Origin of the sequence: Curtobacterium sp. MCLR17_036, from assembly GCF_003234445.2 — a bacterium.
In the GTDB taxonomy this organism is placed as follows: domain Bacteria; phylum Actinomycetota; class Actinomycetes; order Actinomycetales; family Microbacteriaceae; genus Curtobacterium.
Genome location: NZ_CP126269.1, coordinates 289,050 through 311,325 on the forward strand (window position 1 = coordinate 289,050; position 22,276 = coordinate 311,325).

Sequence of the window (22,276 nt, forward strand, 5' to 3'; positions counted from 1 at the left end):
TGAACGGACACGGACCGGGCCCTCGGTAGACGGGGTGGATGACCTCCAGCGCGACGACCGGCCCGCCGACCGTGTTCACCGACGCCCGGGCGGTGCTCGCCGAGAGCATCGTCTGGGACCCGGACGAGCAGGTGGTCCGGTGGGTGGACATCACCCTCGGCACGTTGAACACGGCCGACGCCGAGGGCACGCCCCGGTCGAGCGTGTCGCTGCCGCCGCCGCTCGCGAGCTTCCAACCGCGGGCGTCCGGCGGGTTCGTCGCGGCCCTCGGCGACACCGTCGTGGTGACCGACCACGAGGGACGCATCGAGCGCGAGGTCGCCCGGGTGGAGCACTCGACCGCGGGCAACCGCTTCAACGAGGGCAAGTGCGACCCGTTCGGCCGGTTCCTGGTCGGCAGCATGAACGTCGTCACCGGTGACCCGGACGGCGCGCTGTACGCCGTCGAGGCCGACGGCACGACCCGGCTGCTCCGCGGCGGCTTCGGCACCACGAACGGCATCGAGTGGTCCGACGACGGCAGCACGATGTACGTCACGGACACCGACGCGTCGACGGTCTTCCGCGCGTCCTACGGGCCGGCCGGGGAACTCGGCGACCTCGAACCGTTCATCGTCGGCGAGGCGCACGACGGCCTCGTGCGCGACGACGAGGGCTGCTTCTGGAGCGCGATCTACGGCAGCGGCCGGGTCGAGCGCTACGGGCCGGACGGCCAGCACCTGGAGTCGGTCGCGATCCCGGCGCCGAACCCGACCTCGGTGGCCTTCGGCGGACCCGACATGTCGACGCTGCTCGTCGGGACGGCGCGCGAGAACCTGTCGGAGGAGCAGCTCGCCGAGCACCCGCACTCCGGCTCCGTCTTCGCGGTGCCGACGCGCGTGCACGGCTTCCGCGCGCACACCTTCGGCGGGTGACCCGTCCGTCCGCGGACCGGCGGCACCGGCGGGTACGCTGGGTGATCGCCATCCCCAGGAGGACCACGTGAACGACGACTCCACGCGGGCGACCCCGGACCCCGCCAGCGCCCTCGCCGGAGCCGAGGACGCCGAGGTCACCGTCGAGGTCGACCGCGTCGCCGTCGACGGCACGTACGTCCGGGTCAGCTCCGTCGGTGCACCGGGCGGCCGCGCGTTCCTGCTCGTCGCCGGGCTCGGCATCGCCGCGACCTACTACGAGCGGCTCGCGCCCCACCTCAACGAGAACGGCCCGGTGCACGCCCTCGACCTGCCCGGCTTCGCGGGGGTCCCGCGGTTCCGTGGCGCGGTCTCCATCGAGCGGTACGCCGACGCCGTCGAACGGGTCATCGACGAACTCGGTCTCGACGACCCGGTCCTGGTCGGGCACTCGATGGGCACGCAGGTCGTGACCGAGGTCGCCGCCCGTCGGCCGGACGTCTCGGACCTGGTGCTCATCAGCCCGGTCGTCGACTCACGGGCACGTTCGGTCCGGCAGTCCGCGGTGCGTTTCCTGCGCTCCGCCCTGCACGAGCCGTCGGCGGTCCGGTTCCACGCGGTCACCGCGTACCTGCTGTGCGGGTGGCACTGGTTCCGCAAGGTGCTCCCGCGCATGATCGCGTTCCCGATCGAGGAACGGGCCCCGCACGTGCGCGCCCGGACCCTCATCGTCCGCGGCGAGCACGACGCGATGGTGCCGCGGGACTGGCTGCGCCGGCTCGCCCGGGTCTTCCCCTACGCGGTCCTGCGCGAGGTCGTCGACGGTGCGCACTCGGTCATGCACGCCCAGGCCGACGCGGTGGCGCAGCTCGCCGTCGACCACGTGGCCCGGCGGCTGCCGGACCGCGGGGTGTCGTCGCTCCAGCGGGTGCGAGACGACTCGACCGCGTCCGACCTGTCCCGACTCGACCCCCGCGAGGCCTGGATGCTCGTGAAGTCCCGGTTCGTCGAACTCGCCGGCATGGCGCACGACGACGACGAGCGGCTCGCGGCGGCGAAGTCCGCGCACGCCGTCGCGATGGCCGACGGCGACCACCTGCCGGTGGACCCCGCCGACCGCGCAGCGGTCGCCGACCAGGTCGCACCCGAGGCCCGCCGGGCGGGCTGAGGCCCGTTCCTGGGGTGACGCGAGGGAGGCCCGGTGCCGGTCTCGACGACCGGCACCGGGCCTCCTCGGCGAACGCGCCGACGTGGGCCGGCGGTCCGTGGCTACGGGCGGATCAGCCCGGTCAGCATGTCGGGCGTGAGCGCGTGCGCCTCGGCGAGCACCTTGCGGGCCTCGTCGGTCTTGCCCGGCACGTTCCAGAGCAGGACGCCGCGGACCGTGTCGTCCTCGTCGAGGTAGTAGACGACGCCCGTGACCGTGGGGTCCTGCCAGTCCTCGACGGTCCGGAGGTCGGTGGAGACCCGGCCGACCGCCTCGTACCCGGCGTCGAAGACGTTCGAGTAGAACATCGGCGTGTGGTCGTAGGTCTCGTCGGCGTCCGCGAGGTTGCGCCCGGCCTGGCGGCCCTGCTCCTTCGCGTTGTCGACGTGCTCCACGCGGCGGGTGCCGAGGATCCGGTCCGGGTACTCGGCGACGTCGCCGGCCGCGAAGACCGACTCGTCGTCGGTCTGCAGCGTCGACGTCACGACGATGCCGTCACGGACCGTCAGGCCGGCGTCGGCGGCGAGCTGCGTGGCCGGTTCGATGCCGAGGCCGACCACGACGGCGTCGGCCTCGATCGTCGAGCCGTCGTCGAGGGTGAGCGTCACGCCGCTGTCGGTCTGGGCGCCGGACTCGACCCGACGGCCGAGCCGGAGCTCGACGCCGTGGTCCGTGAACCGCTGCTGGAAGGCCCGGGCGAGCTGCTCGGGGAACATGCTCGCCCCGAGGACCTCGTCGGGCGTGACGAGCGTCACCGTCGCGCCGTTCTGCACGGTGCCGGCGGCGATCTCGGTCCCGATGTAGCTGCCACCGACGACGGCGAGGTGCGCACCGGCGTCCGTGAGCGCCCGGACACGGCGGTAGTCGTCGGCACTCCGGAAGTCGACCACACGGTCCGACTCCTCGAGGCCGGGCAGGCCACGGGGCTTCCCACCGGTCGCCAGCAGCAGGCGCTCGTAGCCGTGCGTCTCGCCGTCGGTGGTCGTGACGGTCTTCGCGGCGCGGTCGATCGCGGCCACCCGGGTCCCGAGGACGAACGTCGCCCCGGTCTCCTCGGTGTGCAGGTCGACCTTCTCGTCCCAGCTGAAGTCCGGGTCGGTCCACAGCTTCTTCGAGAGCGCCGGCCGGGCGTAGGGCCGGTCGACGTCCTCGCTGACGACGCCGATCGAGCCGTCGGCGTCGAGCTCGCGGACGCCGCGCGCAGCGGCGTCCGCGACCATGCCGCCGCCGACGATCAGGTAGCGGTAGTCGGTCATCGTTGCCTCTCGGTCGGTGCCGGCAGGCCGGTCCTACGCGTGGGCGGAAGCGTCGGCGACGGCCGGCGTGGTGGCCGAGGCGAGCGGCGTGCTGGGCGCACGGTTCTCGGCGGAGACCATCCAGGCGAGCTGCTCGAGGCGCTCGATGAAGCCGTGGAGCAGGTCCGCGGTCGTCGGGTCCTCGTCGTCGACCTCGTCGTGCACGTCGCGCATGGTGCCGGTGGCCTGGTACAGGCGCAGCGTGATCTGGTCGATCGCGTCGTGCGTCGTGATCTCGCCGTCGGGGAACTGGTCGAGGTGGCTCGACGCCGCGACCGTCGCCGAGCGGCCGTCCGGCACGGCGTACAGGGCGCGCATGCGCTCGGCGGTGTCGTCGGCGAACTCGCGGGCGGCGTCGACGATCTCGTCGAGCTGCAGGTGGAGGTCACGGAAGTTCGTGCCCAGGATGTTCCAGTGGGCCTGCTTGCCCTGCAGGTGCAGGTCGATGAGGTCCACGAGGACCGCCTGGAGGTTCTTGGCGAGCTTGTCCGATGCGTGCATGATCGGTTTCCTTCCGGTCGGTACTGGTCCTTCCGGTCTACGCGCCGAGCCGCAGGCCGTTCCCAGTGCACGGGGAACTCACTGTCCCCCGTGGGTGCGGGTCAGTGGGCGGCGACCGGGTCGACCTGGTCGACGGCCTCGCGCATCTGCTCGAGGAACGTGGCGACGACGCGGGCCTCGGCGGCGGGGAGCTCCTCGGCGACGGTCATCATGCGGCGGTGCATGATGCCGAGCGTCGCCCGGACCTCTTCGTCGGTCTCGGTGGTCGGGGTGATCACGAGGGCGCGTCGGTCGGTGGGGTGCGGGTCGCGGCGCACGTGGTTCGACTTGACCAGACGGTCGATGAGGATCGTCGTCGAGGCCGAGGAGATCTTCAGGTACGCCGCCAGGTCCTTCGGCTTGACGGTGCGGCCGGCCCGCTGCGCCTGCAGCAGGAACCGCACCGCGAGCAGGTCGGTCTCGCCCATGCCCATCGAGTCGCGGGTGCGGCGGCGCATCGCGGTCTCGGCGGCGCGGTAGCGGCGCAGCGCGTTGAGCACCGCGACGCCGCGCTGCGTCGCGTCGTCGTCCGGGAACCAGTACCCGGACGCCTCGGTGATCTCCTGCGTGGACATGGGCAACAGGGTAGCCGCTCTCGTTGTCAGGCTGTCTAGCGAACGCGCGGTCAGTGGACAGGGTGCGGTCGGGACCGCAGACGGACGGGAGGCCCGTGGCGGATCCGCCACGGGCCTCCCGTCCGTCCCGTGGGGACTACGCTGCGGCGGGCTCGGCCGCTGCCTCGGCGAGCGCGGTGAGCGCGCCCTGCACGAGTGCGGTGACCTCGTCGTCCTCGCGCGGGTGCGTCTCGGCGAAGCGGACGACCGACTGCGGGATGGCGACCTTGACGTCCTCGAGGACCTTCGCGCCGGCGATGCCGGCGGCCTTGCGGGCGTCGTCGTGCGCCCAGACGCCGCCGTACTGGCCGAAGGCCGAGCCGATGACGGCGAGCGGCTTGCCGGAGAGCGGCGAGGAGCCGAACGGACGGGAACCCCAGTCGAGCGCGTTCTTCAGGACCGCGGGCATCGTGCCGTTGTACTCGGGCGTGACGAGCAGGACCGCGTCGGCGGCGGCGACGGCGTCGCGGAAGGCGACGGCCGCGGCGGGCGGGGTGTCGCCGTCGATGTCCTCGTTGTAGAACGGCAGGTCGACGATGCCGTCGAAGGTCTGCAGCTCGATGCCGTCCGGCGCGTGGTGCGCGGCGGCCTCGGTGAGCTTGCGGTTGATGGAGTCGGCGCGGAGGCTGCCGACGAGGGCGAGGACGTTCGTCATGGTGATCCTTCTGGTTCTACGACGGAGAGGTGTCAGCGACAACCAATGCGGTCGGGGGACCGACTATTCCCGACCGTCCCTCCACAGGCGCGTCGCCGGCCGCCGCCGTCCACAGGCTGGCCGTCCCGGGCCCGGTGACGGACGTCGGCTCGCGACGATCGGGGCATGACAGAACCCACCGCACCGACTCCACGACCACGACGACTCCGGCGGCGACTCGCCGCGGCCGGCGCCGCACTCGTCACCCTCGGCGTCCTCGCCGCCCCGGTCGTCCTGCCCGCCGGGTCGCAGGCCGCCGCACTCGACTTCCCGTACGTCAACCAGTTCTCGAGCGCCGCCGGCGGTGCCCTGCACGGCGACGCCACGGTCTCCGGGGGCCGTCTCCGGCTCACCGACGACGTGCGGAACCAGGCGGGGGCGTGGTCGACCGACGACACGTTCCCGTCCGACACCGGGCTCGAGATCGAGTTCACCTACGCCATGTACACGGCGAAGGACGACCCGGGCGCCGACGGGCTCCTGCTCTTCCTGGCCGACGGGGCGGCACCGCAGGGGGTCGGGTCGTTCGGCGCCGGGCTCGGGTACGCCTGCCGCAAGGAGGCGACGGAGGGCGGCGGCCGCGTCTGCGACCTGCCCGGGGTCCCCGGCGGCTTCGCCGGCATCGCGATCGACCACTACGGCAACTTCTCGTCACGGATCAACGCCTCCGGCCCGGGCGCGCAGCCCGACCAGGTCGTGGTCCGCGGCTCGGGCAACGGCACCGAGGGGTACCGCTACGTGGCCGGGGCTCCCGCTCCCGGCGGGACCGTGACCGCCGGGTCCACCCCGCGGAAGGTCCGGATCACCCTGCTGCCGGGCGACGACGGCGAGCTGTCGATGACCGTCCGGCTGCAGGTCGGCAGCGGGATGCGCACCGTGCTCGACGCCGTGCCCCTGCACGGCGACGACCAGACGCCGCTGCCGAGCACCCTGCGCCTCGGCTTCGCCGGCGCGACCGGCAGCCACGTCGACAAGCACGAGGTCGACGCGCTGCGGGTCTGGAAGCCCGCCGACCTGTCGGTGGAGCACGACCTGCCCGCCACCGTCGTCGCCGGCGAGCCCGTCCGCTACACGGTCACCGCACGGAACCCCGGGCCGAACGCAGCGGACCCGAGCCCGCTGCGGGTCGACGTGCCCGACGGCATCGAGGACGTCACCTGGACGTGCGCGGCGGCCGAGGGGTCGGGGTGCGCCACCGCGTCGGGTTCCGGTGACGTCGGCACCGACCTCGCCCTGCCGCGCGGCGGGTCCGCGGTCGTCACCGTCGCGGGGCGGATCGCCGACGGGACCGCCGGCACGCTCGAGAGCGTCGCGACGATCGCCCCGCCGCCCTCGTCGTCCGACACGAACGAGGCCGACAACACCTCGCGGGCGGAGACGGTCGCGCAGGCCGCGGCGCACGTCGAGACGGACAAGTCGGTGTCGCCGGCGACCGTCGAGCCCGGCGACGAGGTCGAGTACCTCGTCACCGCACGCAACCGCGGCCCGTCGGTCGCGCAGGCCGTCGGCGCGGTCGACGAGCTGCCCGCCGCGATGCGCTTCACCGGGTCCGACGACGACTGCACCGCCGAGGGGCAGCGCGTCACGTGCCGGTCCGACGTCGCGCTCGCCGTGGGGGAGACGCTCGACTTCCGGATCCGTGCCGTGCTCGACCCCGACTACGTCGGCGACGGCTCGGACGTGGTGAACGTGGCCACGGCGACGTCGCCGACCGACCCGGACGGGGGCGACCCCTCCACCGAGGTGCCGATCGTCGTCGACCCGGGTGACGGCGGTCCGGGCCCGGGTCCCGGCCCCGACGACGGCGGTGCCGGCGACGACGGGCCGCACGGCGACGGTCCGGCCGGACCCGGGGACACGGACGCGGCCGGTCCCGGCGCTCCCCGCACCGACGACGGGGCCCGTGACGCCGCACCGGCGGAGGACGACGCCCCGCGGACGCCCGCAGCGGCGCTCGCCTACACCGGTGCGGACGACGTGGCCCTGGTCGCGGCCGTCGCGGCCGTCCTCGCCGCCGCGGGGTCGGTCTGCTGGTGGCTGGCACGCCGCCGCTCCCGGGACGGCGAACCGTCGGACGACCACCGCCCCTGACGGCGGCCGGGCGACACCGGCGTCGGGACGCCCTGACGGGCAGTCCCGGCGCGCGGTGTCGCCCGGCGCGCGGTGTCGCCCGGCGTTCGGGTGCTCGGTGCTCGGTGCTCGTGTTCGTGTTCGTGTTCGTGCTCGGTGCTCGGTGTTCGCGGGAGCGGAGCGGCGCGGTTGCGAGCATCCTCAGCGCCTGCGGGCCCTCGCCGGTCGGGTGCTCGCCGGACCGGCGGTAGGATCGAGATCACGATCCGCATGCCCGAAAGAGGTCCCGTGTCCGACACCGTGGACGACGCCACCACCGTGCACGACGCGAACCAGCGCGCACGCTACTGGCCGATCCCGATCCTCCGGGCCGTCCCCGCCGCGGTCATCGCCCTGGTCGTGACGTTCTCGTCGAACCACGCCGCCGGCTACGGCCTGGTGCTCTTCGGCACCTTCGCCCTGGTCGAGGGGCTCGTGCTCCTGTTCGCCGGCACCCGACGACTGCCGCTCGACGGGCGCGCGGCGCGGACCACCGTGCTGCAGGCCGTCATCACGCTGCTCGCAGCGATCGCCGGCTTCGCCCTGAACGGACTCGGACTGCCGGCGTTCATCACCGTCGTCGTCGCGTTCGCCGTGCTCACGGGGGCACTCGAGCTGACGCAGGGCCTGCGCGCTCGGCGCCGGTCGCCCTTCGCCCGCGACTGGACCACGATCGGCGGCCTCACCCTGCTGCTCGCCGTCGCGTTCCTGCTCACCCCGCCGGACTACTCGCAGCAGCTCGGCGGCGTCGAGGAGGTCAGCGGCACGCTCGACGCCTCGATCGTCCTCGTCGGCCTGTTCGGCGCCTACCTCGCCATCACCGCGGTCTTCCACGTGATCGCGGGTCTCTCGCACAAGTGGGGAACGGCCACACCGGCCGCCGCCCCGGACGGAGCACCACTCGCATGACCACCCCCAGCCGACGCGACCGTCTCCGCCCGGTGGAGCTCCTCGGGATCTCCGCCATCGTCGCGGTGTTCACCGGGCTCGTCGTGCTGTTCTCGACGCGGGAACTGCAGCTCGCGGTGATCTTCCTCGGCATCGCGTTCATCGTGGTGGTCGTCGTCCTCGCCATGCTGCAGCTCGCCTCGTCGAGCGACCAGGACGACAACGACATGCTCGGTGGGCACAAGACGCCCGGCTCCGGGGACGGCGACGACTTCCACTGACGGCTGAGCCGTCCACGCCGACACGCCCGAGGTGACGAATCCGGCACGGTCCTGTCAGGTCCGCGGGTCCTCGCGACACCTCTGGGTGAAGGAGGTGGGATGTGGACGTGACCACCGGGACGGACGCCGATCTCGTCCGCGCGATGGCGCAGGGCGACACCGGCGCACTGGCGCGGGCGTTCGACCGGTACGCCGCCACGCTCACCCGGTACGCCTGGGCGCTCGTCGACGACCGGTCGGACGTCGAGGAGATCGTGCAGGACTCGTTCCTGACGCTCTGGCAGCGCGCGGACACCCTCGACCTGCCGGCGGAGACCGTGCTCCCGTGGATGCTCGTGGTCTGCCGCAACCACGCCTTCAACACCGGGCGCAAGCAGGCCCGTCGTCGCGGTGACGAACTGCCCGAGCACCTCGCGGCGCCCGCCGACCACGACGAGGCCCGCGAGACCCTCCGCTGGGTCCGCGCCGAGATCGCCGCGCTCCCCGACCTCGACCGCCGCATCTGCGAGCTCTGCCTGCTCGAGGGTCACTCCTACGCCGAGGCCGCCGAGGCGCTCGGCCTGACCGTCGGCGCCGTCACCCAGCGGGTCTCCCGCAACCGACGCCGACTCAAGAAGGTGGTGATGCACGATGAACACTGAGCCTCCCCAGGGGGACGACCTGCACCGCATGCTCGTCTCGATGAAGCAGAACGTCCTCGAACGTGCCACCCCGCGTCCGCAGCGCCGCCGCTTCCGCCCGGGCATCGCGCTCGGCATCGTCGGACTGCTGGCGATCGGGACGGCAACGGGTGCCGTGGCGCTGTCCCTGTCGCAGCAGGAGACGCCCGTCGTCGCGCCGACGCAGACGCAGCAGCCGGAGCCCGCCCCGACCGCGACGACCCCGTCCTCGGCACCGATCACCGAGCGGCCGACCCCGCGGCCGACCCCGACCGAGACCCCTGCTGCCCGCACGGACGTCCGCATCCCCGGCGACTGCTACCTCCTCGTACCCGACGAGGACTACGACCGGTTCTTCGGTGCCGCCTCGCACACCTCCCAGGTCCTCTCACCAGGGCTCTCCCGGGACCCCGACGGCAACGACCGCATCCGAGGACTACGAGGTGAACACGAATCACTGTCGTGCACGTGGCAGAACGAGGGCGTCGAAGCGAACCTCGTGATCGCTGTCGGACACACCGAAGACATCGGGGCCGGCACACCGGAAGACACCGTCGCGAACCTCGGCGGCACCTGTCAGGACCGCCTCGGCGGCCGCGCGTGCCAAACTCGCGTGCCGACCGAGCGCGGCGGTACCGTCACCGCGACGACCTTCCTCCGCGACGGCATCACCATCACGATCTACCAGACCGACTTCCCGACGGACGGGCTCCTGCCCGCGATCGTCGGGGAGATCTGGGGGGACTGACGGCAGGGAGGCGCGGGGCGGCGACGACCCGTGCCTCCCGTCCGTCGGTGGGGGACCCCGGACGTGCGCCGCCCGGACGACGGGCGCCGTCGTCAGCCGACGCGCGCCGCGACGACGTCGCGCGCGAGCGTGCGCACGGCGCGGTTGGGCTCGGGGCTCGACCGCACGGCGAGGCCGATGCGGAGGGGGTCGACGTCGTCCTCCAGGTCGAGCACCGCGCCGTCGTACCGCGCTCCCGAGTCCGGCACGACCCCGACCCCGAGGCCGGCCGAGGCGAACCGGACCACGGCGGGCATGTCGTTCATCTCGGCGACGATGCGGCGACGGATCCCCAGCCGCTCGAGCGCACCGTCGAGGATGATCCGGTTGCCGAACCCGTGCGCCGTGTCGACGAAGGGCTCGTCGGCCAGTTCGGCGAGCGACACCGACGACCGGCCGGCGAGCGGGTGGTCCGGGGCGGTGAACACCCGGAAGGGCATCTCGCGCAACGGCTCCACGACGATCCCGGCGGGGACGACCGGCAGGCCCGAGTAAGCGAGGTCGAGCCGTCCGGCGACCAGGTCCTGCACGAGACCGGTCGTCCCCGACGGCGAGGTCATCAACTCGACGGCGACGAGCGGGTGCCGTCGCCGGAACCGCTGCAGGACGCCCGTCAGGTCGACGATGTCCATGCTCGTGAAGATGCCGAGGCGCACCCGGCCGCGCAGGTCGGCGTCGTCGACGGTCGCCAGGTCGCGCATCCGGTCGAGCGACTCGAGCACCGCGCGGGCATGGGGGAGCAGGTCCTCGCCGGCGGGGGTCAGGACGAGCCGTCGACCGGTGCGGTCGAAGAGTCGCACCCCGAGGGTGCGTTCGAGCGAGGCGATGCCCGCGGACACGGTCGACTGCGCCGTCCAGAGCCGTTCGGCGGCGCGGGTGACGCCGCCCTCGGACGCGACGGCGACGAACTGTTCGAGCAGACGGGTCTCCATCAACCGATCATCGACCTGATCGATGCTGCACATCAAGACGATCCGTTGGACTCGATGGCCCTCGAGCGGGAGCATCGATGCCATGACCACCGTCACCGAGCCGACGTCCGCCGCTGCGGACGACCGAGTCCCCGCACCGCGCGGCCGTCCGTCGCACACCCGGCGGCGGCACGGCTTCGGGTTCTGGGCGGTCGCGTTCGCCTTCCTGGCCGTGATGGCGTTCGCGACGGTGCCGGCACCGCTGTACGTCGTCTACCAGGCGCGTGACGGGTTCCCGACCTTCACCACCACCGTGGTCTTCGCGGCGTACGGCGTCGGCGTCGTCGTGTCCCTGTTCCTGGCGGGCCACCTGAGCGACGTGCACGGCCGGCGGCCCCTCGTGCTCGTGTCGATCGCCCTCGAGCTCGTCGCCGCCGTGCTGTTCCTGCTCTGGAACGACGTCGCGGGGCTCGTCGTCGCGCGACTCGTCACCGGCCTGGGCGTGGGGCTCCTCACGGCGACGGCCACCGCGCACCTCGGGGAGCTGCGGGTGCGGGCGACCGGTTCCGACGCCGCGGCGAAGGGGGCGAGCGTCGCGGCCGGAGCGGTGAACCTCGGTGGCCTGTCGCTCGGCGCACTCGTCGGCGGCGCGCTGGCCGAGTTCGTCGCCCGTCCGCTCGTGGTGCCGTACGTGGTGTTCGTCGTCGCGCTCGCCGTGGCCTTCGTGCTCGTGCTCGCGGCCCCCGAGACGGTGGACCGTCCGAGCACCCCGGTGCCGTACCGACCCCAGCGCATGCAGGCGCCGGACGGCGAGGCGGCCGCGTTCTGGGCCGCCGGCACCGCGGCCTTCGCGGCACTCGCCGTGCAGGGGCTCTTCACCTCCGTCGCCCCGACGTTCCTCGGCACCACCTTCCACGTCACCGACCGACTGGCCGCGGGGGCGACGACCTTCGGCGTGTTCGCCGCGAGTGCCCTCTCGCAGATCGTCTTCGCCCGGCTGTCGCAGCGCGCGCAGATCCGGCTCGGCCTGGTGCTGCTCGTCGGTGGCCTCGCGGTCCTGGCGGTCGCGGCCGTCCTGCTGCAGGTCGCGGGCTTCATCGGCGGCGGGGTCGTCGCCGGCGCCGGTGTCGGGCTGCTCTTCCGCGCCGCGATCGGCAGCGCCGGGGCGCTCGTCGGCCCGGAGCGACGCGGCGGGGTGCTCGCGGCGACCTTCCTCATCGCCTACGCGGGCCTCACCGTGCCGGTCGTGGCCGTCGGCGCCGCGCTCCTCGTCGTCCCGACGCTGCCGGTCTTGATCGGGTACGTCGTGTTCGTCGCCGTGCTGGCCGTCGTCGCCGGGGTCCGGTTGGCCGCGCGCGCCTGACCGGGGCTCCGGCGGCGTGGCGGCACGACCCCGCGGTCGTGCCGCCTCCGGCATACTGGGCGCGTGTCCCAGCAGCGCAACCGGTCCGTCGTCACCGGACTCGCCGCGGTGATCGCGGTCGGTCTCGTCGCCGGGGGCGTGTACCTGACCGCCGAGCGCGGCACCGACGACCCCACCATCGGCGGCGCGACCACCACCCGTGGCGCCGCTCCCGCACCGTCCGGCGACGGCACCGTCACGATCACGCGCACCGGGCCGGACCTGCCCGGCGGCGACGTGCTCGACCGGTGCGGGTCCTCGAGCCGGTCCGCCGTGGCGGAGTACGACACCGCCGCGCTCGGACGGATCACCATGCAGTGCGGCACCTCGGCGCAGGGCTACGAGCACATCCGCGTCCGGCACACCGCCGACTGGCAGGAGGTCGTCGCCGGCCACGGCTCGCGGGACTGGGACGACGCCATGCTCACCGCCGTGCAGACCGCCCTCGAGGACCCGCGAACCGGGTTCCCGCTCGACGCCGGCGACGGCAAGGTCTGCTACGCCGCTCCCGTACGGTTCGACGACGGCTCGCGCCCCGACGCCGACCCCTTCGTGAAGGTCATCGTCTCGGCGACGACCGACCGCGTCATCACGGCGTACCCGACGCGTACCGACGACTGCTGACTCGGGGGCGGGGCACCGCGGGCCGGGGGCCCGGGTGCCCGTTGCCGGGGGTCGAGTGCCGGGCGAGCTGCGACAAAGTCGCTGTCGTGCGACATCGACGATGTCGCAGCCGGCCCGGTTCGCGGACACCGACGGGTCCTGATCGCGGAGTGCGACAAAGTCGCTGTCGTGCGACGTCGACGATGTCGCAGCCGGCCGGTTCGTGGGCGCCGATGGGTCCTGATCGCGGAGTGCGACAAAGTCACTGTCGTGCGACGTCGACGATGTCGCAGCCGCGCTACGCGTGCACGTCGTGCTCGTGCCGCCGGTGCGACACCGGCTCGAGCTGGAACGTCGAGTGCTCCACGGGGACGTCGAAGTGCTCGGCGACGCACTGCTGCAGCTCGTCGAGGATCGCCGGGGCGTGCGCGGTCGAGAAGCAGTGGTCGTCCACCACGACGTGCGCGGTGAGGTTCGGGACACCGGTCGCCACCAGGGTCGCGTGCAGGTCGTGCACCGCGATGACGTGGTCGAGCTCGAGGATGTGCCGCCGCACCGAGTCGAGGTCGAGCCCCGGCGGCGTCGACTCGAGCAGCACGTTCGCGGTCTCGCGGAGCAGCCGGACGGCCCGCGGCAGGATGAGCAGCCCGATCAGGATCGCGGCGACGGAGTCCGCTCGCTCCCACCCGGTCAGCAGGAGCACGACCGCGGCGACGATGACGGCGACCGAGCCGAGGGTGTCGTTGAGCACCTCGAGCCGGGCGGCTCGAGAGGTGAACCCCTCGCCGGAGGCCCGGAGCAGCACCGCGTACGCCACGACGTTGCCGACGAGCCCGACCACGCCGAAGACGAGCAGGGGCCCGGCGTGGACCTCGTCGGGGACGAACAGCCGTTGCACCGCCGAGATGACGACGTAGACGCCCACCGCGAGCAGGATCGCCGCCTGCGCCGTGGCACCGAGCACCTCGGCGCGCTGGAAGCCCCAGGTGCGCTGCGCGGTCGGGCTGCGGCGAGCCAGGCGGGTCGCCACCAGGCCGATGCCGAGCCCGCCGGTGTCGACCACCATGTGTCCGGCGTCGACGAGCAGTGCGAGCGAGCCGGTGAGGACGGCGCCGACCACCTCGGCCAGCAGGATCGTCGCCGAGATGCAGAACGCGACGAGCAGCGCGCGCACGGACGCGTGCCCGTGCGCGTGTCCGTGGTCGTGACCCATGCCCGTCATCGTATTGACCCGCACCGACGACGTGCCAGGATCGGCAGGGTGCACCGGTCGCCCTACCAGCTGTCCACACCGCCCGACGTCCTGGCGCGGCTGCACCCACGGCTCCGGACGTACTTCGGGGCGATCCCGCCGGGCCACGTGGGTCGCGGCGAGGGCGTCTTCACCGTCGTCGGCACACCCCGCCGCTGGCTGTGGCCGGTGCTCGCCGTGTTCGCCCGTGACGCCGTCATGTTCCCGGTCTGGGAACGGGACGTCCCCTTCACGGTCGAGAACCGCCCGGCCCGCGTCGGACGCGGCACCGGCACCGGTCAGGAGGCCCGCCCCGCGGTCCGCGCGCACCGCACCTTCCGGTTCCGCTCCGGCAGCCGCACGATGGTCGACGCCATCACCGCCGAGCCCGCCGGCCTCGTCGACCACCTCGGTCGCCGCGGGCGCGTCAGCGCCCGGCTCCGGGCGCAGGTCGACGCGCACGGCCCGGACGCGGGCGCCCTGCGCCTGGTCTCCACGCACGTGTCGTTCCGTGCGCTGGGACGCGAGGTGCGCCTCCCGGCCGTCGTCTCGCCGCGCGTGACGCTCGTGGAACGATTCGATGACGAAGCGGACGTGCAGCGCGTGTCCCTGGCGCTCTCGGCCCCGGTGCTCGGCACGCTGTACCGGTACGAGGGGGCGTTCCGGTACGCCGTCGTGCCCGATGCCGGTCCGGGAAGGGGACGTTGATGGTCGAGCAGCAGCCGAAGGTCGTGATCGCGGGAGCGAGTGGCTTCGTGGGGGAACACCTGCGGAACGCGTTCGCGGACGAGGGCTACCGCGTCGTCACCGTCGGCCGGTCCGGCGACGCGGTGTGGGGCAACACGATGCGCATCCGTGAACTCGTGGACGGGGCCGACCTCGTCGTGAACATGGCGGGCAAGAGCGTGAACTGCCGGTACGGCCCGCGGAACCGGGCGGAGATCATGCGCTCCCGCGTGGACACCACGCTCGAGCTCGCCGAGGCGATCCGCACCGCCGAGCACCCGCCGCCGCTGTGGCTGAACGCCTCGACGGCGACGATCTACCGGCACGCGGACGACCGGCCGCAGGACGACGAGACGGGCGAGCTCGGCGAGGGCTTCTCGGTCTCGGTGGCGCGGGCGTGGGAGGGCGCGTTCTTCGACGCCGACCTGCCGCACACCCGGCGGGTGGCACTGCGGATGGCGATCGTGCTCGGCGACGGCAGCGCGCTGGTGCCCCTGCTGCGTCTGGCGCAGGCCGGACTCGGCGGCCCGCAGTACGACGGCCCGTGGTTCCCGACGCGCTCCCGGCTCCGCGCGGGCACGTACCACCACCACCGCCCGACGCACGGCCGGCAGCGCTTCAGCTGGGTGCACATCGCCGACGTCCTCGGGGTGGTGCAGTTCGTCCGTGACCACCCGGAGATCGAGGGGTCGGTCAACGTCTCGAGCCCGAACCCGTCGGACAACCGCACCGTGATGGCGACCCTGCGCGACGCCGTCGGGCGGCGGTTCGGCCTGCCGACCTGGCGGTGGATGCTCGAGGTCGGGTCGTTCGCGATCCGCACCGAGACCGAGCTCGTGCTGAAGAGCCGGTGGGTCGTGCCGTCGCGGCTGACGCAGGCCGGTTACGAGTTCCGCTACCCGCACCTGCGCGGGGCGCTCGCCGAGATCATCGCGGAGCGCCGCCAGCACCGGGGCTGACGGTCACGTCGGGGTGCGGTGTCCCGCCGGAGCGAGGTGTCCCGCCGAGGTGCGGTGTCCCGCCGAGGTGCGGTGTCCCGCCGAGGTGCGGTGTCCCGCCGAGGTGCGGTGTCCCGCCCAGGTCGCGCGGACTGCCGCTCGCGACGGGCTCGGGCGGCACGTCCTGCGACCTCGGCGACACGGCTGCGGCGTGTTCCGCGACCTCGGCGCGCGGGCCACCCCGGCCCGACCGCCCCGGTCGCGCGAACCGCCCGGGGCGCAGGGACCGGCCCGGGCGCGACGACCACAGCACGGCAGCCACCACGACGGCCCCCGCCAGGACCTCGACCAGGTCGGGCACCTCGCCGAACGCCGCCCACGACGCCAGGACCCCGACGATCGGCACGAGCATCGAGAACGGGGCGACGGTGCTCGACGGGTAGGTCGCGAGCAGCCGCGACCAGATGCCGTACCCGACCAGGGTCGCGACGACGACGATGTAGAGCAGCCCGAGGTCGGCGGGCAGCGCCCGCAGGGTCAGGGCGGTCCCGAGCGCGGCGCCGATGCGGTCCGGCCCCTCGACCACGAACGACAGCACGGCCATCGGGACCGGGGGCACGACCGACCACCAGAGGGTCAGGTGCAGCGGGTTCGCCGCTCCGGCCCGACGGGTCGCGACGTTGCCGATCGCCCACCCGAGGGCGCCGCACAGGGCGAGCACGACCGGCAGCAGTGCCGCGGTCTGCGAGCGGTGCAGGGCGATCACGGCCAGGGCGGCCACCGCGACCGTCACGCCGGTGACCTGCCGCCCGGTCAGCCGCTCACGCAGGAACACCCCGGCGAGCACGACGGTGAACGGCGCGGACGCCTGCAGCACGAGCGACGCGAGGCCGGAGGGCATGCCGGACGCCATGCTGAGGTACAGGAACGAGAACTGCAGCACGCCGAGCCCGAGGCCGACGAGCAGCAGCCGCCCGAACGGCATCCGCGGCCGCGGGACGAAGAGCAGGGTCGGGACCGCCAGGATCGTGAACCGCAGGGCCGCGAGCAGGAACGGCGGGAAGTGCTCGAGTGCAAGGGCCGTCGCGGGGAAGTTCAGCCCCCAGACGACGGCGACGACCAGGGCGAGGATGCGGTCGCGAGTGCTCATGCTTCGATGGTGGCGGCTCGAACCGTTCAGGACCAGCGAAATGTCTGCGAGCGACGTTGTAGCCTCCCTGCATGGTCGACTTCGACGTGCAGCTGCTCGCCGTCCTGCGCGAGCTCGCGGAGCGCGGCAGCGTCACCGCCGTCGCCGAGGCCACCCACCGCACCCCGAGCGCGGTCTCGCAGCAGCTGCAGACGCTGCAGCGTCAGGTCGGTGTCCCGCTGGTCGAGCGCGTCGGTCGCGGCGTGCGGCTGACGACGCACGGCGAGGTGCTCGCCGGCCTGTCCGCCGGCGTCGCCACGGCGATCGCGCGGGTCGACGCCGCCTGGCAGGAGCACCTCGGCGGCGCGACCGGGCGGGTCGACCTGGCAATCTTCCCCTCGGCCGCCGAGCTGTTGCTGCCGGGGGTCCTCACACGCATGCGCGCACACCCCGGCATCGACCTGACGCTGGTCGACGTGGACGTCAGCGAGGGGGAGTTCGCCCCGCTCGCCGCCGACCACGACGTCGTCGTCGGGCACCGGTCCGACGGCGTCCGGCCGACCGGGCAGGCGGCCCTCGAGACGGTGCCCCTGCTCCGGGAGCCGCTCGACGTCGCGCTCCCGCCGGGGCACCCGCTGGCCGGACGCGACCGGGTCGGGGTCGACGAGGTCGTCGGCGAGACGTGGATCGGCGTCCCCGAGGGCTACCCGATCGACCGCGTCCTGCACGCGATGGCCGCCGCGTCCGACACCCCGCCGAGCGTCGCGTTCCGCACGATCCACCTGCCGGTCATCGAGAACCTGGTGGCAGCGGGACACGGCATCGCCCTCGTGCCGCGGTACACGTCCGGCACCCGCGCAGCGGCGCGCTTCCACCTGGCGGAACTCGCCGACGTGCGTGCCGGCCGGCGGATCGAGGCGCTGGTCCGGCCGGACCGCGCGGTGCGTCCGGTCGTGCGCACCGTCCTGGAGGCCCTGGTCGCCGAGGCACGGCACGTCACCACCTGAGGTGGTCGCGCTCCGTCCGGTCCTGCGCCGCGGCGGACCCGCTTCGTGAGCAGGAACGGTCGGGTCCCGTCACGGGACCCGACCGTTGCTGCTCACGAAGGAGCGAAGGAGCGAAGGAGCGGGGAGCGGTGCGGTGCGGTGCGCGGCCGTCAGCGCACCTGGAACGGCGTGCCGAGCGGCAGCAGCTCGGCCAGGGCGGTGATGTCGTCGTTGTGCATGCGGATGCAGCCGTGCGAGGCGGCGGTGCCGATGCTCGACGCGTCCTCGGTGCCGTGCAGGCCGATCTGGCCGGGGCCGCCACCGAACGAGTTGATGACGTCCGAGAACGCCGTCGTGCCGTAGGCGTAGGGGCCGTAGCCGCTGTTCGTCGGGGCCAGGAGCTCGGTCAGGGCGAAGGAGCCGGTCGGCGTCGGGGTCCCGCCGGTGCCCGTGGCGACCGGGTAGCTCTCGACGACCTCGCCGTCCTTGTACAGGTCGAGGGTCTTGGTCGAGCGGGTGACGACGATCGCGTACGGGTCCTCGGACAGGGACACCGCACTCGAACGCACCCAGCCGACGGAGCCGTTCGGGCGCTGGGCGAGCTGGACCTGCACCCAGCCGTCCTGCTGGTCGACCACGCGGAAGACACGCGGGGCGCCGGACTCCTGCGGGTTCGACAGGGTCTGGGACACCGCGCCGCCCGCGGTCGCGCTGACCTGCACCTCGGCGCCGCGGACGGCCGCGACGGTGGTGCTCGCGGGGGCGTCGACACCGTCGACCGGTGCCCGTGACGCCGACGGCGTCGGGGTGGGGGTCGGCGTCGAGGCGGCGACCGACCGGGTGGGCGTGGGGGCGGGAGCCGCTGACAGGGGGCCGAGGGCGACGAACGCCACCGCCCCCGCGCAGACGACGGCCACGGCGGCGGCGACCAGGGTCGCGCGCCGCCGTGGCTCGGTCGGGAGGATCGGCAAGATCAGCCCGTGAAGGCAGCCGTTCCGGGCACCGGGACGGCGACCGGTGCGGTACCCGCATCGGCGGTGATGACGATCGCGGTCGTGGCCGACTGCGCCGACGACAGACCGACGAGGCCCAGCGCGTAGGTGCCGGCCGCGTCGACGAGGTCGGCGGGCAGGACGATCGAGCCGCTGACGTTGCCGTCCGCGTCCGCGGTGAACTGCACGCCCGGGATCACGGTGGCGTCCGCTTCGTCACCGATGGCTGCGGTGACCGTCTCGTAGGGCGCGAAACCCGAGCCCTGCACGCGGACACCGGTGGTGGTGGCCTCGGTCAGGCTGGTGGAGGCTGCGACGGCACGCACGGCTGCGGTCGGCTGCGGCGTGAAGTACGTCGTGGTGTCGTCGACGCGCAGGGCGCTGATCGAACCGCTGGCGTCGGCGGCGAGCGCCTGGGAGCTCGACTCGAGCGGCGCGGCCAGGCTCTTCAGGTCGCCCGGCACGGCGGGGGCCGTCGGCTCGGCGGACGGGGTCTCCGTCGGGGTCGGCTCGGCGGTGGGCTCCGCCGTCGGCTCAGCGGTCGGCTCGGCGGTGGGCTCCGCCGTCGGCTCAGCGGTCGGCTCGGCGGTGGGCTCCGCGGTGGGCTCGTCCGTCGGGGCCGGCGTCGGCTCCTCGGCGGGCGGCGTGGTCACGAGACCGTCGGCGACGTCCACGCCGACGAAGGCGATGTAGCCGACGACCTGGGAGTCGTTGCGCTCGAGGTCCGCGGCGAACTCCGCCGTCGTGTCCGTCTCGCCGGTGTCGCTGTCGTACCACTCGCCGTCCACCGAGTAGTAGAGCGACTGGTCGGACGCGTCGTCCTTCGCCTGCACGGCGAGGCCGAAGCTCGTCGCACCCGTGGTCGTGAGCTGGATGCTGCCGGCGAGCGCACCGAGGTCCTTCGCGGCGACCGGCTTGGTCAGGCCGCGGATCAGGGCGACGCCCTCACCGTCGGAGACGGACAGGCCGTCCTCGTCGAGCGTGGCGACCTCGGTGATCGACTCGTTGTCCGCGCTGCTCAGCGGCAGGAAGTAGAGCTGGTCGTTGAGGGGGATCGTGTCCGAGTCGGCCGGGACGGCCTTGAACGCGGAGGCCGTGTCGGCCCACGTCACGATCGGCGAGGCCGAGGTCACGGCGGTCTGAGCGGTGGAGGCGGTGGGCACGAGGACGGCGCTGACGCCGAGCACGGTGGCGCCGACGGCGGCCGCGGCGATGCGGGAACGAATCACGGTGTTGGAAGTCCATCCGGTCGGTTGACAGGGTTCATCCACTGCGACTCCCCCCGTGCTGAGATGTACTCAGCACACCGAACCTATCAATACGATCAGGATTCCGCACCTGTCTGTTCCGGATCGTTGCGCCCCGCGGAACGCCCGGGTGGTGACCGGACGACGGAACGGGAGGCCCGTGGCTGCGCAGCCACGGGCCTCCCGTTCCGTCAGGTGGCCGCGTCCTCGACGCGACCCGCGTGGTCGGTCAGACCTCCAGGTGGTCGACGAGCTCGTCGGCCAGCCCCGTGTAGGTCGCCGGCGTGAGGTTCGCCAGCCGGGCCTTCGCGCCGTCCGAGATGTCGAGGCCGTTCACGAACGCCACCAGGTCCTGCTGGGTGACGCGCTTGCCGCGGGTGAGTTCCTTGAGCATGGCGTAGGGGTCCTCGATCGAGGACTGCCCCGCGGTCACCTCGGCGCGGATGACGGTCTGGATCGCCTCGGCGAGGACCTCCCAGTTGTGATCGAGGTCCTCGGCCAGCCGCGTCTCGTTCACGGCGATCTCGCCCAGGCCACGACGCAGGTTGTCGAGCGCGAGCAACGAGTGGCCGAACGCGACGCCGATGTTGCGCTGGGTCGTCGAGTCGGTCAGGTCGCGCTGCAGGCGGCTCGTCACGAGCGTCTCGGACAGCGTCGAGAACAGCGCGGACGAGATCTCGAGGTTCGCCTCGGCGTTCTCGAAGCGGATCGGGTTGATCTTGTGCGGCATCGTCGACGAGCCCGTGGCACCGGCCACCGGGATCTGCGTGAAGTACCCCATCGAGATGTAGGTCCAGACGTCGGTCGCCAGGTTGTGCAGGATGCGGTTGGCGTGGCGGACCCGGTCGTACAGCTCGGCCTGCCAGTCGTGCGACTCGATCTGCGTGGTGAGCGGGTTCCAGGTGAGCCCGAGGCCCTCGACGAACTCCCGCGACAGCGTCGGCCAGTCGGCCTCGGGGTCGGCGGCGAGGTGGGCCGAGAAGGTGCCGGTCGCGCCGGAGAACTTGCCGAGGTACTCGCCGCCCTCGATCTGGGCGAGCACGCGCTCGAGGCGGTACACGACCACCGCGAGCTCCTTGCCGAGCGTGGTCGGGGTCGCGGGCTGTCCGTGCGTGTGCGACAGCATCGGGATGCTCTTCAGCTCGACGGCCAGGGCACGAAGCGTGTCGAGCACGGCGCGGAAGCCCGGCAGCCAGACCTGCTCGACGGTGTCCCGCACGGTCAGGGCGTAGGACAGGTTGTTGACGTCCTCGCTCGTCGCCGCGAAGTGGGTGAGCTCGGCGATGGCGTCGAGACCGAGCTCGGACAGCCGGCGGCGCACGAAGTACTCGACGGCCTTGACGTCGTGGCGGGTCGTCGCCTCGATCTCGGCGAGTTCGGCGATCTGGTCCTGGCCGAAGGTCTCGACGATGCGGCGCAGGGCGGCCTTGTCGTCGACGCTGAGCGGCGAGGTGGTGAACATCGCGTGGTCGGTCAGGAAGATCAGCCACTCGACCTCGACGAGGACGCGCGCATGGTTGAGCCCGGCCTCGGACAGGTGCTCGCCCACGGTGTGCACGATCGGGTAGTACCGCCCGTCGAGCGGGCTGATCGGCTGCGGGGGAAGGGGGGTCATGGGGCTCCCTGACGGACGGCCGGCTCGAGCTGGTGGAAGAGCGCCCGGCAGGCCCGTTCGACGGTCGAGAGCACTCGGTCGAACTCGTGGCGGTCCGCGTAGTACGGATCGGGCACGTCGGTCTGCTGGGGCCAGGCGTCGTCGTACCGCAGCAGGAGCGTCACCTTGGCGGCGTCGTCCATGGTCGGTCCCCACGATCGCAGGACGCGTTCGTGGGAGCGGTCGAGTGCGACCACCAGGTCGAGGTCCGGGAACCGGTCCGGGTCGAACTGACGGGCGCGATGCCTGCTGCCATCGTATCCGCGCGCCGCGAGCGCTGCGATCGTGCGCTCGTCGGCGGGTTCGCCGACGTGCCAGTCCCCGGTGCCGGCCGACTCGACCTGGAACCGGTCGGCGAGACCGGCGTCGGCGGCGAGCTGTGCGAAGACGACGCCGGCCATGGGGGAGCGGCAGATGTTGCCGCTGCAGACGAAGGAGACGCGGAACGGGGCGTCGGCGTCCTGGGTCATGAGCACATCATGACGCAGGC

At 73.2% G+C, this 22,276-nt stretch carries 22 protein-coding genes and 1 pseudogene; 12 read left to right on the forward strand and 11 right to left on the reverse strand.

Annotated elements, in window-relative coordinates:
- Positions 1-38: 38 nt before the first annotated feature.
- Positions 39-914 carry an SMP-30/gluconolactonase/LRE family protein gene (locus DEI99_RS01465; protein ID WP_111041647.1) on the forward strand — a complete coding sequence of 292 codons (876 nt, stop codon included), beginning with the start codon at positions 39-41 and terminating at the stop codon, positions 912-914.
- Positions 915-981: 67 nt separating this feature from the next.
- Entirely contained in the window at positions 982-2,061 is a 1,080-nt protein-coding gene (locus tag DEI99_RS01470; protein WP_111041646.1) for an alpha/beta fold hydrolase, read from the forward strand.
- A gap of 101 nt (positions 2,062-2,162) precedes the next feature.
- Here the strand turns inward: DEI99_RS01470 and DEI99_RS01475 are convergent, their stop codons facing one another.
- From DEI99_RS01475 to DEI99_RS01490, 4 genes are all read right to left on the reverse strand, one after another.
- Positions 2,163-3,356 carry an NAD(P)/FAD-dependent oxidoreductase gene (locus tag DEI99_RS01475; RefSeq protein WP_111041645.1) on the reverse strand — a complete coding sequence of 398 codons (1,194 nt, stop codon included), beginning with the start codon at positions 3,354-3,356 and terminating at the stop codon, positions 2,163-2,165.
- 33 nt (positions 3,357-3,389) lie between these two features.
- Positions 3,390-3,896: a Dps family protein gene (locus DEI99_RS01480; RefSeq protein ID WP_111041644.1), complete on the reverse strand. Its 507-nt coding sequence runs from the start codon at positions 3,894-3,896 to the stop codon at positions 3,390-3,392.
- Positions 3,897-3,997: 101 nt separating this feature from the next.
- Entirely contained in the window at positions 3,998-4,510 is a 513-nt protein-coding gene (locus DEI99_RS01485) for a MarR family winged helix-turn-helix transcriptional regulator (protein ID WP_111041643.1), read from the reverse strand.
- Positions 4,511-4,646: 136 nt separating this feature from the next.
- On the reverse strand, positions 4,647-5,204 hold the full coding sequence (locus tag DEI99_RS01490) for an NAD(P)H-dependent oxidoreductase (protein WP_071253167.1): 558 nt from the start codon (positions 5,202-5,204) through the stop codon (positions 4,647-4,649).
- A gap of 165 nt (positions 5,205-5,369) precedes the next feature.
- On the opposite strand from DEI99_RS01490, the gene DEI99_RS01495 reads away from it, so the two are divergent.
- From DEI99_RS01495 to DEI99_RS01515, 5 genes are all read left to right on the forward strand, one after another.
- Positions 5,370-7,334 (forward strand): lectin-like domain-containing protein, encoded by a 1,965-nt coding sequence (locus tag DEI99_RS01495; RefSeq protein WP_111041642.1) that lies wholly within the window; start codon positions 5,370-5,372, stop codon positions 7,332-7,334.
- Positions 7,335-7,601: 267 nt separating this feature from the next.
- Positions 7,602-8,261 (forward strand): DUF308 domain-containing protein, encoded by a 660-nt coding sequence (locus tag DEI99_RS01500; RefSeq protein WP_258369370.1) that lies wholly within the window; start codon positions 7,602-7,604, stop codon positions 8,259-8,261.
- Complete coding sequence (locus DEI99_RS01505; RefSeq protein WP_071253165.1) at positions 8,258-8,521, forward strand: hypothetical protein; 264 nt, start codon at positions 8,258-8,260, stop codon at positions 8,519-8,521. The genes DEI99_RS01500 and DEI99_RS01505 overlap by 4 nt, the downstream gene beginning before the upstream one ends.
- Before the next feature lie 107 nt (positions 8,522-8,628).
- Positions 8,629-9,162 (forward strand): RNA polymerase sigma factor, encoded by a 534-nt coding sequence (locus tag DEI99_RS01510; RefSeq protein WP_111041683.1) that lies wholly within the window; start codon positions 8,629-8,631, stop codon positions 9,160-9,162.
- Positions 9,152-9,928, forward strand: coding sequence for a hypothetical protein (locus tag DEI99_RS01515; protein ID WP_146247104.1), 777 nt, complete (start codon positions 9,152-9,154; stop codon positions 9,926-9,928). The genes DEI99_RS01510 and DEI99_RS01515 overlap by 11 nt, the downstream gene beginning before the upstream one ends.
- A 92-nt stretch (positions 9,929-10,020) precedes the next feature.
- On the opposite strand, the gene DEI99_RS01520 is transcribed toward DEI99_RS01515, so the two are convergent.
- Positions 10,021-10,899, reverse strand: a complete 879-nt coding sequence (locus tag DEI99_RS01520) for a LysR family transcriptional regulator (protein WP_181434421.1) — start codon at positions 10,897-10,899, stop codon at positions 10,021-10,023.
- An 82-nt stretch (positions 10,900-10,981) separates the two neighbouring features.
- Between DEI99_RS01520 and DEI99_RS01525 the strand changes: the two genes are divergently transcribed.
- Together DEI99_RS01525 and DEI99_RS01530 are read left to right on the forward strand one after the other, a co-directional pair.
- On the forward strand, positions 10,982-12,241 hold the full coding sequence (locus DEI99_RS01525) for an MFS transporter (RefSeq protein WP_111041639.1): 1,260 nt from the start codon (positions 10,982-10,984) through the stop codon (positions 12,239-12,241).
- 63 nt (positions 12,242-12,304) lie between these two features.
- A complete protein-coding gene (locus DEI99_RS01530) occupies positions 12,305-12,904 on the forward strand; it encodes a hypothetical protein (RefSeq protein ID WP_111041638.1) in 600 nt (199 codons plus the stop codon).
- A gap of 277 nt (positions 12,905-13,181) precedes the next feature.
- Here the strand turns inward: DEI99_RS01530 and DEI99_RS01535 are convergent, their stop codons facing one another.
- Complete coding sequence (locus DEI99_RS01535; RefSeq protein ID WP_111041637.1) at positions 13,182-14,096, reverse strand: cation diffusion facilitator family transporter; 915 nt, start codon at positions 14,094-14,096, stop codon at positions 13,182-13,184.
- Positions 14,097-14,144: 48 nt separating this feature from the next.
- On the opposite strand from DEI99_RS01535, the gene DEI99_RS01540 reads away from it, so the two are divergent.
- The gene (locus tag DEI99_RS01540; protein WP_111041636.1) at positions 14,145-14,822 is read left to right on the forward strand and encodes a DUF4166 domain-containing protein; all 678 of its coding nucleotides are present in this window, start codon (positions 14,145-14,147) and stop codon (positions 14,820-14,822) included.
- Complete coding sequence (locus tag DEI99_RS01545; RefSeq protein ID WP_111041635.1) at positions 14,822-15,799, forward strand: epimerase; 978 nt, start codon at positions 14,822-14,824, stop codon at positions 15,797-15,799. Before DEI99_RS01540 ends, DEI99_RS01545 begins: the two co-directional genes overlap by 1 nt.
- Positions 15,800-16,010: 211 nt before the next feature.
- Here the strand turns inward: DEI99_RS01545 and DEI99_RS01550 are convergent.
- Positions 16,011-16,928, reverse strand: a pseudogene (locus tag DEI99_RS01550) (EamA family transporter); the annotation flags it as partial.
- Positions 16,929-16,999: 71 nt separating this feature from the next.
- On the opposite strand from DEI99_RS01550, the gene DEI99_RS01555 reads away from it, so the two are divergent.
- Complete coding sequence (locus tag DEI99_RS01555; RefSeq protein WP_111041634.1) at positions 17,000-17,914, forward strand: LysR family transcriptional regulator; 915 nt, start codon at positions 17,000-17,002, stop codon at positions 17,912-17,914.
- Between the two features lie 149 nt (positions 17,915-18,063).
- On the opposite strand, the gene DEI99_RS01560 is transcribed toward DEI99_RS01555, so the two are convergent.
- The 4 genes from DEI99_RS01560 to DEI99_RS01575 form a co-directional block, all read right to left on the reverse strand.
- A complete protein-coding gene (locus DEI99_RS01560; protein WP_284180913.1) occupies positions 18,064-18,864 on the reverse strand; it encodes a L,D-transpeptidase family protein in 801 nt (266 codons plus the stop codon).
- A gap of 2 nt (positions 18,865-18,866) precedes the next feature.
- On the reverse strand, positions 18,867-20,114 hold the full coding sequence (locus DEI99_RS01565; RefSeq protein WP_111043151.1) for a PT domain-containing protein: 1,248 nt from the start codon (positions 20,112-20,114) through the stop codon (positions 18,867-18,869).
- Positions 20,115-20,361: 247 nt separating this feature from the next.
- Positions 20,362-21,747: an adenylosuccinate lyase gene (gene purB / locus DEI99_RS01570; RefSeq protein WP_111043152.1), complete on the reverse strand. Its 1,386-nt coding sequence runs from the start codon at positions 21,745-21,747 to the stop codon at positions 20,362-20,364.
- Positions 21,744-22,256, reverse strand: coding sequence for a low molecular weight protein-tyrosine-phosphatase (locus DEI99_RS01575; RefSeq protein WP_111043153.1), 513 nt, complete (start codon positions 22,254-22,256; stop codon positions 21,744-21,746). The genes purB and DEI99_RS01575 overlap by 4 nt, the downstream gene beginning before the upstream one ends.
- Between the last annotated feature and the right edge of the window lie 20 nt (positions 22,257-22,276).

What these genes read in the sequence shown, in the direction of transcription:
- DEI99_RS01465 (WP_111041647.1), top strand. Translation starts at nt 39, where the DNA reads ATGACCTCCAGCGCGACGACCGGCCCGCCGACCGTGTTCACCGACGCC.
- DEI99_RS01475 (WP_111041645.1), bottom strand. Translation starts at nt 3,356, where the DNA reads ATGACCGACTACCGCTACCTGATCGTCGGCGGCGGCATGGTCGCGGAC.
- DEI99_RS01480 (WP_111041644.1), bottom strand. Translation starts at nt 3,896, where the DNA reads ATGCACGCATCGGACAAGCTCGCCAAGAACCTCCAGGCGGTCCTCGTG.
- DEI99_RS01485 (WP_111041643.1), bottom strand. Translation starts at nt 4,510, where the DNA reads ATGTCCACGCAGGAGATCACCGAGGCGTCCGGGTACTGGTTCCCGGAC.
- DEI99_RS01490 (WP_071253167.1), bottom strand. Translation starts at nt 5,204, where the DNA reads ATGACGAACGTCCTCGCCCTCGTCGGCAGCCTCCGCGCCGACTCCATC.
- DEI99_RS01495 (WP_111041642.1), top strand. Translation starts at nt 5,370, where the DNA reads ATGACAGAACCCACCGCACCGACTCCACGACCACGACGACTCCGGCGG.
- DEI99_RS01505 (WP_071253165.1), top strand. Translation starts at nt 8,258, where the DNA reads ATGACCACCCCCAGCCGACGCGACCGTCTCCGCCCGGTGGAGCTCCTC.
- DEI99_RS01515 (WP_146247104.1), top strand. Translation starts at nt 9,152, where the DNA reads ATGAACACTGAGCCTCCCCAGGGGGACGACCTGCACCGCATGCTCGTC.
- DEI99_RS01520 (WP_181434421.1), bottom strand. Translation starts at nt 10,899, where the DNA reads ATGGAGACCCGTCTGCTCGAACAGTTCGTCGCCGTCGCGTCCGAGGGC.
- DEI99_RS01525 (WP_111041639.1), top strand. Translation starts at nt 10,982, where the DNA reads ATGACCACCGTCACCGAGCCGACGTCCGCCGCTGCGGACGACCGAGTC.
- DEI99_RS01535 (WP_111041637.1), bottom strand. Translation starts at nt 14,096, where the DNA reads ATGGGTCACGACCACGGACACGCGCACGGGCACGCGTCCGTGCGCGCG.
- DEI99_RS01545 (WP_111041635.1), top strand. Translation starts at nt 14,822, where the DNA reads ATGGTCGAGCAGCAGCCGAAGGTCGTGATCGCGGGAGCGAGTGGCTTC.
- DEI99_RS01555 (WP_111041634.1), top strand. Translation starts at nt 17,000, where the DNA reads ATGGTCGACTTCGACGTGCAGCTGCTCGCCGTCCTGCGCGAGCTCGCG.
- purB (WP_111043152.1), bottom strand. Translation starts at nt 21,747, where the DNA reads ATGACCCCCCTTCCCCCGCAGCCGATCAGCCCGCTCGACGGGCGGTAC.
- DEI99_RS01575 (WP_111043153.1), bottom strand. Translation starts at nt 22,256, where the DNA reads ATGACCCAGGACGCCGACGCCCCGTTCCGCGTCTCCTTCGTCTGCAGC.